Annotated in this window: 11 protein-coding genes; 3 read left to right on the top strand and 8 right to left on the bottom strand. The window is 70.8% G+C overall.

What is annotated here, in order from left to right:
* Position 1: 1 nt before the first annotated feature.
* Positions 2 to 1,228 (top strand): glycoside hydrolase family 32 protein, encoded by a 1,227-nt coding sequence (locus tag Q6349_RS04370; RefSeq protein WP_304603014.1) that lies wholly within the window; start codon positions 2 to 4, stop codon positions 1,226 to 1,228.
* A 150-nt stretch (positions 1,229 to 1,378) separates the two neighbouring features.
* Here the strand turns inward: Q6349_RS04370 and Q6349_RS04365 are convergent, their stop codons facing one another.
* The 5 genes from Q6349_RS04365 to Q6349_RS04345 form a co-directional block, all read right to left on the bottom strand.
* Positions 1,379 to 2,416: a LacI family DNA-binding transcriptional regulator gene (locus Q6349_RS04365; RefSeq protein ID WP_304603013.1), complete on the bottom strand. Its 1,038-nt coding sequence runs from the start codon at positions 2,414 to 2,416 to the stop codon at positions 1,379 to 1,381.
* Positions 2,417 to 2,541: 125 nt separating this feature from the next.
* Positions 2,542 to 3,894: a NosD domain-containing protein gene (locus tag Q6349_RS04360; protein WP_370375599.1), complete on the bottom strand. Its 1,353-nt coding sequence runs from the start codon at positions 3,892 to 3,894 to the stop codon at positions 2,542 to 2,544.
* Positions 3,895 to 3,970: 76 nt separating this feature from the next.
* On the bottom strand, positions 3,971 to 4,810 hold the full coding sequence (locus tag Q6349_RS04355) for a carbohydrate ABC transporter permease (protein WP_304603012.1): 840 nt from the start codon (positions 4,808 to 4,810) through the stop codon (positions 3,971 to 3,973).
* The gene (locus Q6349_RS04350) at positions 4,807 to 5,694 is read right to left on the bottom strand and encodes a carbohydrate ABC transporter permease (protein ID WP_304603011.1); all 888 of its coding nucleotides are present in this window, start codon (positions 5,692 to 5,694) and stop codon (positions 4,807 to 4,809) included. The genes Q6349_RS04355 and Q6349_RS04350 overlap by 4 nt, the downstream gene beginning before the upstream one ends.
* A 139-nt stretch (positions 5,695 to 5,833) precedes the next feature.
* A complete protein-coding gene (locus Q6349_RS04345; RefSeq protein ID WP_304603010.1) occupies positions 5,834 to 7,159 on the bottom strand; it encodes an ABC transporter substrate-binding protein in 1,326 nt (441 codons plus the stop codon).
* A gap of 156 nt (positions 7,160 to 7,315) precedes the next feature.
* On the opposite strand from Q6349_RS04345, the gene Q6349_RS04340 reads away from it, so the two are divergent.
* Together Q6349_RS04340 and Q6349_RS04335 are read left to right on the top strand one after the other, a co-directional pair.
* Entirely contained in the window at positions 7,316 to 8,605 is a 1,290-nt protein-coding gene (locus Q6349_RS04340) for a glycoside hydrolase family 32 protein (RefSeq protein ID WP_304603009.1), read from the top strand.
* Between the two features lie 162 nt (positions 8,606 to 8,767).
* Positions 8,768 to 9,286: a hypothetical protein gene (locus tag Q6349_RS04335; protein ID WP_304603008.1), complete on the top strand. Its 519-nt coding sequence runs from the start codon at positions 8,768 to 8,770 to the stop codon at positions 9,284 to 9,286.
* A gap of 2 nt (positions 9,287 to 9,288) precedes the next feature.
* On the opposite strand, the gene Q6349_RS04330 is transcribed toward Q6349_RS04335, so the two are convergent.
* The 3 genes from Q6349_RS04330 to Q6349_RS04320 form a co-directional block, all read right to left on the bottom strand.
* Positions 9,289 to 10,560: an RICIN domain-containing protein gene (locus tag Q6349_RS04330; RefSeq protein ID WP_304603007.1), complete on the bottom strand. Its 1,272-nt coding sequence runs from the start codon at positions 10,558 to 10,560 to the stop codon at positions 9,289 to 9,291.
* Positions 10,561 to 10,889: 329 nt separating this feature from the next.
* Entirely contained in the window at positions 10,890 to 12,158 is a 1,269-nt protein-coding gene (locus tag Q6349_RS04325) for a type II toxin-antitoxin system HipA family toxin (RefSeq protein ID WP_304603006.1), read from the bottom strand.
* Positions 12,155 to 12,415, bottom strand: coding sequence for a helix-turn-helix domain-containing protein (locus Q6349_RS04320; protein ID WP_304603005.1), 261 nt, complete (start codon positions 12,413 to 12,415; stop codon positions 12,155 to 12,157). The genes Q6349_RS04325 and Q6349_RS04320 overlap by 4 nt, the downstream gene beginning before the upstream one ends.
* Positions 12,416 to 12,541 lie beyond the last annotated feature (126 nt).

Here is a 12,541-nt window from a genome sequence, read left to right as displayed (position 1 = left end):
GATGCGACCGCACCTGCACTTCACCGCGGAGTCCGGCTGGATCAACGACCCGCACGGCCTCACCTGGCACGACGGCGCTTACCACCTCTTCCACCAGTTCGTGCCCGGCAGCATGGAGTGGGCGCCGAACTGCCACTGGGGACACGCCGTCGGCCGCGACCTGCTCACCTGGGAGCGTCGTCCGGTGGCGATCGCGCCGGGTGACGGGGACGACGGCATCTGGACCGGGAGCCTCGTCGCCGAGGACGGCACGGCGCGCATCCTGTACACCTCGGTGGTCCGGCCGGACATCGGGATCGGGCGGGTCCGGGTCGCCGTACCCACCGACGACACCTGGGACGGGTGGACCAAGGGCGACGTCCTGGTCGAGGCGCCCGACGACCTCGACCTCATCGCCTACCGCGACCCGTTCGTCCTGCGCGAGGACGACGGCTGGCGCATGTTCGTGGGCGCCGCGGACCGCGCTGGCACGGCCATGGCCCTGACCTATACCTCGGCGGACCTGACCGACTGGGCCTACGACGGCGTGGCCGCGTCCCGCTCGACCGACGAGCGCTCACCGGTCTGGATGGGGGCGCTGTGGGAGTGCCCGCAGTTCTTCGAGGTCGACGGTCGCTGGGTCATGGTGAGCTCGATCTGGGACGACGACGTGCTGCACTACGCCGGCTATGCGATCGGGTCCTACGCCGATGGTCGCTTCGAGGCCGACACCTGGGGCCGGCTCAGCTTCGGTGACAGCTACTACGCGCCGTCCTTCTTCCGAGACCGTGACGGTCGCCCGTGCCTGATGTTCTGGATGCGAGGTGTGCATGACGACGACGCCGGATGGAGCAGCTGCCTGAGCGTTCCCCATGTCCTTTCCGTCGTCGGCGAGCGCCTCGTCGCCACCCCGCACCCCGACCTCGACGCACGACGCGGGCGGGAGGCCGTGGACGGCGACCAGGTGATCGACGCGGAGTGGGCGCCGCACCCTGGCGGGGACCGCCTGGTGCTCACCGCCGGGGACCTGGAGAGCGCCGCCGTCTCCGCCGCCGACGGCGTCGTCCGGCTCGACCGGCCGGGGTGCAAGACCACCGAGATGCCGTGGACGGGCGGGGCGCTCCGCGTCGTCGTCGACGGACCGACGATCGAGATCTCGTCGCTCGACGGAGTGCTCGGTGGACCCATCACGCCCCTGAGCACGGTGCTGCCTGTGGCTGGGGAGCTGCGCACCTGGAAGGTCGACTGACGGTCCGGTTCCCCTGAGCCCCCAGGCATGCAGGATGACATCCACTCTGCTGCCGCCGACGGCGGGCCCCCGCGGCTGCGAGGGCCCGCCGTCCTACGTCGTGGGGGTCGTCGGCATCCCGCAGATGCGCGGTCCGACGACTCGAGCGCGCTACGCGGGACTCACGCCCACCGGCGCCACCGATCCGCGATGCACGAGCGGGCAGGGCAGCCGGTGCGTCCCGGCCGCTCGATCCCCGTCCCGCTGGGACACCAGGCTGTCCACAGCCCAGGCACCCATCTCGTAGTGGGGCAGCGAGACGGTCGTCAGGCCCGGGTAGAGTCCGCTGGCGATCGGCTCCTGGTCGTCGAACCCGATCACCGAGATGTCGTCGGGGATCCGCAGTCCGTGGTCCCCGATCGCGCGGTAGACCCCCATGGCCATCCGGTCGTTGTAGCAGAAGATGGCCGTCGGTCGTTCACCCGGCCGATCGAGCAGCGCGGTGGCCGCCTCGAACCCGCCACCGGCCTCGGCCTCTCCCTCCGCCACCAGGTCCGGATCCGCCTCGATCCCGGCCTCCTCCAGCGCATCGAGGTATCCCAGACGTCGGCCCCGGGTGGCGGGGACGTCGGTGGTGTTGGCCACGAAGCCGATCCGTCGGTGGCCGAGCGCCACCAGGGAGCGCACCGCGTCGCGTGCGCCCTGCCGCTCGTCCGGTGTGACGGAGGAGACGCGGCGGGTCCGGTCCCGCGCGCCGATGAGGACGGACGGCACGGTGCGCAGCTCGGCGGGCGGGCTGACGACGTCGTGGAACACGGTGGCGTAGATGATGCCGTCGACCTGACGGTCCAGCAGGGCCGCGACGTCGTCGCGTCGTTCCACGGCGTCAGCCTGGAGAGCAGAGTTGATGATCGCGAGCGTCAGGTTGTTCCTGCTCGCCGCCTCCTGGGCACCGAGGATGATGCGCCCCGCGTGCGGCGTGGTGGCGAACTCCTCGGTCAGCAGGCCGATCATGCCCGAGCTCTGCGTGCGCAGGCTCCGCGCGACCCGGTTGGGGCGGTAGTTCAGTCGTGCCGCCACGTCGAGGACACGGCGCCGGGTCTCCTCGTTGACGCGGGTGTGCGGGGTCTGGTTCAGCACGTGCGAGACGGTCGTGACCGAGACGTCGGCCTCGGCGGCGACGTCCTTGATCCGTACTCTGCTGGACACCGGGCTGCTCCTCACTGATGCGTTGCCGGGCCGTGCGGGCTGGACAACTGAATCTACCGGGTGCGACGGTTACCCATCGCTCCTCGACCAGGCGAGACGCGCACCTGACGCGCCTCGCCGCTCGGCTAGGCGCCGACCGTCGGCGTCGCCCGGAACGCGTTGGCGCCCCTGTCCATGCGGACCTGGGCGTCGCTTCCCGAGTCGAGGACGGTGTTCCCGGCCGACTCGGGGTCCACGTGGACCGTCGTGACGGCGAGCCTCGTCGAACCTCCCGGTGCCAGCAACGCGCCGACCTGGGCGGCGAAGCAGGAGTCGTCCGCCGTGGAGTGGACGTCCGAGGCCACCGTGTGATTGGTGGCGACGAAGTTCCCGGCACCCTCCACCAGGCGGACGATCACCAGGTCGGCACCGGCCGGGCGGACCTCCTGCGCACCGATAACCGCCGAGAAGTGGTTGGCGACGACGGAGTTGTTGCTGCCGCTGACCCGGAGCAGGCCGTACAGGTCGTCGGTGCCGTTGCCGACCCCGAGGAACGGCGTCCACGGCTCCTGGTCCCGCAGGAAGTGGTTCGTGGCCACGAGGTTCTCGCACGAGTCGCCGTCGAGGACGACCATGCCGGGGTAGAACGAGTGCAGGCGGTTGTTGGTCACGCTCGAGCGGGTGACGCCGTCGAGGTGGATGCTGCTGGCGCCGCGAGGAAAGACGTTGTTCGCGGTGATCAGCAGTCCCCCGTGGTTCTCCGCAGAGATCGCGTGCCCGCGGAACCCCGCCCCGACCAGGTTGTCGGTGACCTTGGACGCCTGTCCCCACCCACGGAGGCTGATACAGCTGCCGCACTCGGCGATGAAGTTGTCGTGCACGGAGAGCGCGTCCGCGTGATGGATCGTCAGGCCGTGCTCGAGGTAGACGAGCCCCATCCCGGTGACGCGGAACGAGTCGTTGGCGCTGGCGACGCGGATGCCCGTCTTGCCGTTCACGTAGCTGTTCTCGGGAGGGAGCCCGGTGCCGTCGTCGGTGAAGTGGAGGCCGTCGATGCAGAAGTCGGCGAACTCGACCGAGCTCAGCCGGGGTTCTCCGGCACGCCCCACGAAGAACGCAGCGCCCGCGGCCTCGTCGGACCCGGCGCCCGGGAGCGACTCGACGAGGACCCGGCTTCCGCCCGGCCAGAGCTCGTGCAGGTCCGCCCACTCCTCCTCGGGGGTGTTGAACCGGATGCTGGACGACGTGAATCCGTGCCCGGATCCCTCGATCCGCAGGTAGCTGACGTCGATGACGACCTGCGTGCGCAGGTGGTAGTCGCCGGGCGGGATGTAGATGACCGCACCGGGCTTCCCCCCGCCGTCCACGTCCGCGTCCTTCTGACGGCTCTTGACGTCCGCGATGATGCTGTTGATGACCTCGCCGACGTCGTGGTGGGGGTTTCCCACCGTCCAGGTCGTGACGTCGTAGACGTTGTCGTGGACCACGCTGTACCTCACCTCGTGTCGGTGCTCGAAGATGCCGCCGGTCGTGCCGCTCCGGCCCCGCGGCAAGGGGCCGGTCACGTCGTCGTGCTCAGCCCTTGACGGCGCCGAGGGTCAGGCCGGCGACGATGTGTCGCTGCAGGATCAGCGTCAGCACGATCACGGGGACGGAGTAGAGCGCCGCGAGCGCCGTCATCGGTCCCCAGTCGAGCCCGAACTGCGTCTGGAAGTTCGCGATCACGATCGGCGTCGTCTGCGCCTTGACGGACGTCAGGAGGATGGCGAACAGGAACTCGTTCCACGAGGCCAGGAAGGCGAAGATCGCGGTGACCGCGACGCCTCCTGAGACGACGGGGACGACCACGCTCCACAGCGCGCGCAGCCGGCTGCAGCCGTCGATCTTGGCCGCTTCCTCGAGCTCGAACGGCACGGCTTCGAAGAAGCTCGCCATCAGCAGGATGCACAACGGCAGGGAGATCGTGGTGTGCGCGATCGCGAGCCCCGTGGGCGTGTCCGTCAGGCGGAGTGCGGCGATCATCGACATCAGCGGGACGCCGACCGCCACGGGCGGGACCATCCGGGTGACGAGCGCCGTCATGCTCACCAGTCGGCCGGTCCGGGTGCGGAAACGGGTGATGCCGTACGCGGCGGGGACGGCGAGCCCCAGCGCGAGCAGGGTGCTGAGGACCGCCGTCGAGAGGCTGTTCACGAACGACGGGACGACACCCGGTCGTTCCAGCGCCGCCGAGTAGTTCTCCAGGGTCCACGTGTCGGGGAGGACGGTGGGCGGGATCGCGATCGTCTCGAACGGCGGCTTGAATGACGTCAGCAGCAGGTAGACGAAGGGGAACCCGTACAGCACCACGGTGCTGACGAGAAAGGTCCACAGCAGTGCACGTGTCGCCGGTCGGCGTACGGTCAGTCCGGTCATGATGCGTCCCCCGGTCGCCAGATGAACCACACGGCGAGGCTGGCGACGGCGAGCATCGCGACCAGGTACAGGGTGCCCATGGCACTCGCCTGGCCCGGCTCGCCGAAGCGCACCATCGTCTGGTAGATCAGCAGGCTGAGCGTCTGGGAGGCGTTCTCGGGTCCGCCTCCGGTCTGGATGAGGATGATGTCGAAGGCCTTGGCGGCGTCGATGCCGCGCACGATCAGCGCGACCGCGATGACCGGGCGGATCAGCGGGACGATGATCCGCGCGAGCAGCGTCGGGAAGCGCGCGCCGTCGAGTCGCGCGGCCTCCAGGACGTCTCCCGGCACGTTCTGCAGCCCGGCGAACAGCACGAGCGTCATGAACGACGTCGTGAGCCAGATGTCGGGGATCGCCACCGCCCACAGGACGATGTCCGGGTCGCTCAGCCATCCGATGTCGTTCGGGGAGTCGAGGATCCCCACCTCGAACAGCAGCTGGTTGACGATGCCGGAGTTGTCGATGAGCAGGAAGCGCCACAGGAGCCCGGCGACGACCGGGGCGATCATCAGCGGGTAGAGGAAGATCGTGCGGAAGACCGCCGACCGATGTCCCAGCGCGGAGAACAGGAGCGCGACGGCGAACCCCAGGACGAACTCCGCCGTGAGGACGATCGCCGTGTAGGCGAGCGTCCGCCAGGCCGCTCCCTGGAACGCCTCGCTGCCGAGGATCTCGGCGTAGTTGCCCAGCCCCACGAACTCACGAGGCCCTCCGGCGACCGGGGAGATGTCGTAGAAGCTGTCCACCACGAGCCGCACCAGCGGCCAGGCGACGAAGGCGGTCAGGAACAACGCCGCGGGGGCCATGAGCAGCGCTGCGTAGCGCCGGTCGGTGAGTCGCATGCCAGATCCTTCGAGTGTCGCGACGAGGACGGGGTGGCCCTCGCCCGGTGACGTCGGCGCTCAGCGCGCGCCACCGGGCGAGGACGATGTCAGGGGGCCGACGGTGCGGCAGGGCCGCCGAGGTGGTCCCCCCGGGTCCTCATCCGAGGATCTCCTCGATCTGGACCTTGGCGTCGTCCAGGAGCGCCTGCGTGTCGGCTCCCTCCGCGGTGGCCTTCTGGAGCATCGGGACGAGCACGGCGTCGACGATCTGCTGCCACTTCGCGGTGGCCGGTCGAGGGGCGGTCCCCGGGGCCTCGAGCGCCTCGACCAGGACGCCCAGGTTCTCCTTGCCGTCCTGCTCGGCACCGCTCTCGAGCGCCGAGACGGTCGCCGCGAGCCCGAGGGACGTGTCGATGCCGAGCTCGTTGTGCTCGATGGCGAACCGGACGAACTCCTGCGACAGCTCTGCCTGCTCCGTCGCCTGCGGCACCGACAGGTACCAGGCACCGGGGACGGCCGCCGAGCCCCCCGGCCCGGCCGGCATCGTGGTGACCCCGACGTCGCCGGCGATCGCGGAGTCCTCGGGCACCTGGGTGTAGGCGTGCGCCCAGAACCGGGTCATGGCTGTCGAGCCCTGGTAGAAGAGGTTCTGGGCCTCGGCCCAGTCGACCTGCGCCGCTCCCCCGGTCGCCGACCCCGCACGCAGCGGTGCGACGTAGGCGTCCAGCGCCTTCTTGTGGGCGGCGTCGTCGATGATCACGTCGCCCTCGTCGTCGAGGACCACCCCGTCCGCGCCCGCCTGGAGGACGAGCGCGAGCCACTCCGTCTCCACCGCACCCTTGACGTCGGTCCCGTGCAGGTCGATGGAGCCGTCGCCGTCGGTGTCCTGCGTCAAGAACGCCGCGACGTCGTCGTACTCCTCCCAGGTCGTCGGCGGAGCGAGCTCGTAGCCGTACTCGGACTCGAACGCCTCCTGCTGCTCCGGGTCGGAGAAGAGGTCCGTCCGGTAGAAGAGCGTCTGCGCGTTGGTCCACACCGGCATGCCGACGAACTGGCCGTCGATCTGCGCCTCCTCGACGAGGGCCGGGAACAGGTCGTCGACGACCTCGTCGGTGAACAGGTCGTCGAGCGGCGCCAGGCCGTCGGCGAACGCGCTGAGCCAGATCGCGTCGAGAGCCGCCACGTCGAACGAGACCTGCCCGGACCCGAGCTCGCTGGAGAGCCGGTCGTAGAGACCGTCGTACGGCAGCTCGACGAAGGTAACCTCCGTGCCCGTCTCCTCGGTGAAGGCCGCGGCGACCGGTTCGAGCTGGGCCTTGCCGCCCCCTTCCACCAGGACGGTCAGCGCGTCGTCACCGCCACCGGCGTCGGTCCCACCCCCGGCACCGCACGCGGTCAGCGTCAGGGCGAGCACGGCCGCTCCGGCTCCGATCGCGCCGCGACGTGACGCCGTTCCCGACTTCGTCTTCGTTCTGCAGGTCATCGCGAGACTCCTTCGTCAGCTGCTGGTGTACGATGCCAAAACGTTCTGCCCAACCGATTTGGCAAACGTAGACGCGTCGGATCCGGCTGTCAAGCAGTGATGTGGAGCCGGGTCCGAGCACGAGGCCACCGGGCCGCACCGAACGGAGACGATGACGTGAGCACCGACGGAACCCGGCCCCTGCTGCACTTCACCCCGCGGACCGGATGGATCAACGACCCCCTCGGGCTGACCTTCCACGACGATCGCTACCACCTGTTCTTCCAGCACGTACCCGACCGGACCACGTGGAGCCCGGCCCAGCACTGGGGACACGCCACGAGCGCCGACGGCCTGCGCTGGGAGGAGCTCGACGTCGTCCTCTCCCCCGGCGACGGGGAGGACGGCGTCTGGTCCGGGACGGTCGTCCCCACCACTGACGGCGCGACGCTCCTCTACACCGCGGTCGACGTCCCGGACGTCCAGGTCGGCCGGGTCCGGAGCGCACGCCCCACCGACGACACCTGGACCGCCTGGACCAAGGGGCCGGTGGTCGCGACGGTCCCGGACGAGGTGGAGGTGATCGCATACCGCGACCCGTACGTCTTCCACGACGGTGACCACTGGCGGATGCTCATGGGCGTCGGCTTCACGGACGGCACGGCGGCAGCGCTGGTCCACACCTCCGACGACCTCGAGTCCTGGGTGTACGACGGCGTGCTCGCCGCCCGCCACGGTGACGAGACGGACCCCGAGTGGACCGGCACCGTGTGGGAGTGCCCGCAGCTCTTCCCCGTCGGCGACCGCTGGGTGCTGGTCGTGTCGGTCTGGGAGCCGGAGGTGCCGCACCACGTCGCCTACGCGATCGGCGACTACGCGGACGGTCGGTTCCACGCGGAGAGCTGGCACCGGCTGTCCTACGGCCCGGCCTACTACGCCGCCTCGGCGTTCGTCGACGCCGACGGCGGACGCGGCCTGATCCACTGGCTGCGCGGCATCGACGACCCGCACGACCGCTGGGCCAGTGCGCACAGCCTGCCGCACCGCCTGAGCCTCGCAGCCGGCCGTCTGGTCGCCGCTCCGCCGCCGGCCGTGGACGCGCTGCGTGCCGAGACCGTCGAGGCCGACGGCACGGCGAACCTCGCCGTGGCTCCGTTGCCGACCCTCTGCGACGTCGAGTGGACGGCGGTCGCCGGTTCCACGCTGCGCCTGACCGCGCCCGACGGCTCGGAGGGGGCGACGCTCACGGCGTCACCCACGACGCTCGAGGTGCGGACGGCGGACGGCGAATGGTCCGTCCCGCTCGTCGATCCCGGTGTCCGGGTGGTCCTGGACGGACCCGTGCTCGAGGTGTTCACCACCGCGGGTGTTCTCGCGGCCCACACGCCCTGGCACCGCGACGGTTCCGCCCTGGAGGTCCGCGGGGCGACGGCCCGGGTGCACCGCCTCGACAGCGCCCGGGCCTGAGCCACAGCGGTACCGACCGCGAGTCCGCCCCGCTCTGCGATGCCACCGACGGGTTCCGCCCCACGCCAGCGTCGACGCCCCCCGGGGGTGTGGGCTCCCGACTGTGCCTACGCTGTCGCGAACGGCGCGCGACGGGGCGGCCGGCGTCGGACAGGAGCCGTCATGGCACGCAGCAGCGAACAGCAGTCCACGCGCACGCAGTCCCGGTACGACCGCACTCTCCGCACGCGGCTGCGCGTCGCCGACGTCGCGGCGTGGCTGCGGTCCGGCGGGATCCAGCTCGTGTGGCTGCTGGTGCTCGCCGCCGGCGCCGCCATCCCGCTCACGCAAGCGGTCGCCCCCGACGCCCCGACGTGGATCATCCCGACACTGGGCTTCCTCGTCGTCGTGGGTGCGGGCGTCGAGAGGATCTTCAGCCGCACGACGCCCGCCGCCGTCGCGCTCGACGTCCTGCGCCGCGAGCTCGCACGGGAACGTCGCCTGCACCTGACCACCGCGGGGGCCTACGCCGGCACGCCCGACCCGGACCGCTTGTACGTGGAACGCGTGGAGGCGCACATCGCCACCTACGACGGCCGCATGACCGACTACCGCGCGCACCAGCTCGAGCCGGAGCGACCCGGGGGCGTCGGACCCTCGGGCCGTCCCCCGGAGGACGGTTGGTCCCGGGAGGGGACCTGATCTCAGTCGAACGCGGGACGCACGTCCGTGACGACCCACCGCCGCGACGCCTGCGCGGTGTTCTCCCGGGTGACGACGCCGTAGTCGTACGACGGCGTTGCGTGCGCGTCGAGGATGCGGCCCGAGCTGACCTGCTGGATCCGGAACGCGTCACCGTCGGGAAGCAACCGCCATCGTCGGGAGGCCTGGTTGCCCGGCCCCGGCCCACCGCGGGTGCAGGCTCGGAAGTCCTGAGAAGCGTCCTGGTGCGCGTCGAGGTACCGACCGTTGCTGAGCTGCTGGATCCACACCGACCCGTCGCCCACCTCGGTGAGCACCCAGTGCCGCGAGGCGATGCGCGCGTCCCTGTCGCGGGTGACGGCGATGAAGTCCCCGGAGCGGTAGGCGTCCATCGTCCGGCCGACGCTCTGCTGGTCGATGCTGACGATCCGCGCGGTCGGGTCGGCCATCGTCCTGACGAGCTGGTCGTAGTAGCCCGGCACCGTGGTCTCGAGGTCGAAGGGCTGCAACGCGATGCTCGGCTTCTCGCGGGTGCCGGACACGCCGCCCGTGACGACGACGTCGAACCCGCGGGCACCCGTCAGGACCGTCGTCCAGGGGGCGACCTTGGAGTCCGCCGCGATCGAGACGAGCCCCGCGCCCGAGACGACCAGGCCGGCGCCGAACACGAGCGCGGCGCCTCCGGTGGCCACGGTCAGGGCCACCCCTGCCGCCGCGATGGTCCAGCCCGTGATCGCCTTGCCGTTGTGGTCGATGCTGTTCAGCTCGCTCGGCTTCTCGTCGACGCTGAACGCCGGCAGGATCGTGAGGTCGTGGTCGCCCGCCTCGGAGAGCGAGAACCAGTCGAAGTCGCCGGCTGCCAGGTTGTTGCGCACCTGTTGCAGCACGTTCCCCCACGAGATGCCCACGTGGACCGGGATGTTCGCCTCGTTCACCACGAGCAGGCGCCTGACCGCTCCGGGGGCGGGCGGGAACGGCTTCACCTCGCGCCGCTCGCCCGGTTGACCCGAGAGCGGCATCTCCGTGGCACGTCCGCGGGCGTGGACGGAGGTACCCGTGACGATCAGGTCGACGCCGGTCTTCACCACGTCGTCGTACCGTGACGTCGTGCCGTTCTTGATCTCGAGCCGCACCTGCCCGAACGCGTTGTCGCTCCATGCGGCGGCGCTGCGCGCACCGATCCACCCGTCCGCGAGCCCTGACACCCGGACCAGGTCATCGGGCCTGAACACGCGCCAGTACAGCCTCGTGTCCGTCTGATTCTCGATCTTCATGGCGACCATCCCGTTCGGAGGACCCTGCTGCGGCACACGCCCGCGTCGTCGCGGTGGAGCCTCTCCTTCCGGGCCGGCCACTTGAGGCTATGTCCAGATCCACCCGCACGCCCCGCCGAGGGGGATCCGAATCCTGGTGCCGCCCCGGCGTCGACCAGGACCCACACCCCGTTCCGGTCGGGGTTGCCGGCGAGGACGGCGCACTCGTCCGGGTCACCATTGCTGCCGGCGACGAGCCCGAGGCGGAGGTCTCGAACGGGTGCTGGGTTGTCCGGGACGGTTCGATCAGCGGGCCGGACCGCTGGTCCCGAACGGCTAGGGGCCTTCCGTCAGTGCCTCAGTTGCTCGAGCGTGGTGGCGCACAGGGCTCCGACCCGCTCGATCAGGCGCACGCCGAGCTCGTCATCGGCGTGTGACTGCGCGCTGACGCCCTGCTCGAGCGCGGACGGAATTCGTTCGGCGAGGTCGGCCACGATCTCGCGCATCTGCCTCGGGCTGAAGCGCGCGAGGCGCGCCATGCGGTCCCAGTGGCGCCCGGCGACGTCCCCGAAGATCCGGTGCCCGCCGATCGACATCGCCGATCGGACCATCTCGGCATCGGCTCCGGTGGCCTCGTACGGCAGCCCCGAGGCGACGTCGTACAAGGGCGCGAGGCGTACCTGGGAGCCCGCCAGGAGAACGGAGTAGTTCTTGGCGTGCGCGTCGGGCGCGCCGATCAGGTAGTTGAACGCGACCGCCGTCAGGAACGCTCGCACGTCACGGTCGGGTCGCGTGCTCCGGTCTCGCAACAGCTCCGCGATACGCGCGACGCCGGGCCCGCCGGACGCCTCGTCCTTCCTGCGGGGGAACACCGACAGCGCCTGGCACATGTCTTCCTGGTGCAGGCGGACGACCAGATCGCCGGACCGGCGCCGGTCGTAGCGGGCGATCACGAGGGCCGGCTGGCCGGCGAACGCGGTGTACTCGGTGGCGACGGCCTCCAGCCCGCACGCGGCGGCCGCCCGCAGGCACAGGTGCTCGTTCAGGGCCTGGTCGCGGTAGCCGCTGATGCCGGGCTTGACGATGTGGGTGGAGGGTGAGGCTCCTTCAGGTTCGCTCCAGTGGCCCTCCCGGGAGCGGGTGAGCGTGAACTTGCCCTGGGCTCCGGCCAGGGACCACCGTTCGCCGGACACCACCCAGGACGTGTCGTCCGTGCGCAGCGCGGCCAGCCGGGAGGCGATGTCCTCCTGCGACACTGCCGTCAGCCGCTTCGGGCGCGTCAGCGCCTGCTCGACGCCGTCCGGAGGGACGAACTGCACCGCGCCGGCGCAGTCCAGGCCCATGTGCTCCAACAGGGCGAAGGAGTTGGTCGCCGACACGCCCCACCGGTCCGCCCAGCGTTCACGGACGTCCAGGCCGTCGGGCAGGAGACCTGCCATGTAGGCGTCCACGGGCTTGCCGACGTGCACCTCCAGCACCGTCGGCATCGACGTCGACACCGGAGTCGCGTCGGGGCCGCTGTAGCCAGGCTCGTAGGTCAGGTGATGGCGCCCGTGGGCGTCCTGCGTCACGGTGGCGACCTGCCGACCGTAGAGCAGCACCGCCAGCTCTCGGGTCACAGCGGCTCGGTCTCCGCCTCGAGGGCGTCCAGGGAGAAGGTCTGGGCGGGGCCCTGCTCGAGGCGAAGCTGCAGCCCGAGCGTCTTGACCATCGCCAGGACCTTGCCCAGCTCGCCGTTCGGGTGCCCCCGCTCGATGAGCCCGACGGTCGGTCGGGAGACTCCTGACCGTCGGGCCAGCTCCTGCTGTGTCCAACCCGCCGCACGACGGGCGGCGCGCAGCTGGGCGCCGATGCCCGCAGCGCTCGTCCCGTCCATGTCTGTCAAGGTACGCCTACATCGCGGAATGTCAAAGAACCACGTCATGGCGGGAAGTTAGCGTACCCCGTCATCGCGGAGTGGCTGGAGCCCGTCAGCCCGCTCGTTCTTGGCGTCAGGGGGCTC

Source organism: Isoptericola sp. 178, assembly GCF_030586525.1.
Classification (GTDB): domain Bacteria; phylum Actinomycetota; class Actinomycetes; order Actinomycetales; family Cellulomonadaceae; genus Isoptericola; species Isoptericola sediminis.
This window is presented reverse-complemented; position numbering and strand designations above follow the sequence as displayed.

Bases quoted from the DNA above. Each gene is read 5' to 3' on its own strand.
- Q6349_RS04370 (WP_304603014.1), top strand. From the start codon at position 2: ATGCGACCGCACCTGCACTTCACCGCGGAGTCCGGCTGGATCAACGAC.
- Q6349_RS04355 (WP_304603012.1), bottom strand. From the start codon at position 4,810: ATGACCGGACTGACCGTACGCCGACCGGCGACACGTGCACTGCTGTGG.
- Q6349_RS04350 (WP_304603011.1), bottom strand. From the start codon at position 5,694: ATGCGACTCACCGACCGGCGCTACGCAGCGCTGCTCATGGCCCCCGCG.
- Q6349_RS04345 (WP_304603010.1), bottom strand. From the start codon at position 7,159: ATGACCTGCAGAACGAAGACGAAGTCGGGAACGGCGTCACGTCGCGGC.
- Q6349_RS04335 (WP_304603008.1), top strand. From the start codon at position 8,768: ATGGCACGCAGCAGCGAACAGCAGTCCACGCGCACGCAGTCCCGGTAC.
- Q6349_RS04330 (WP_304603007.1), bottom strand. From the start codon at position 10,560: ATGAAGATCGAGAATCAGACGGACACGAGGCTGTACTGGCGCGTGTTC.
- Q6349_RS04320 (WP_304603005.1), bottom strand. From the start codon at position 12,415: ATGGACGGGACGAGCGCTGCGGGCATCGGCGCCCAGCTGCGCGCCGCC.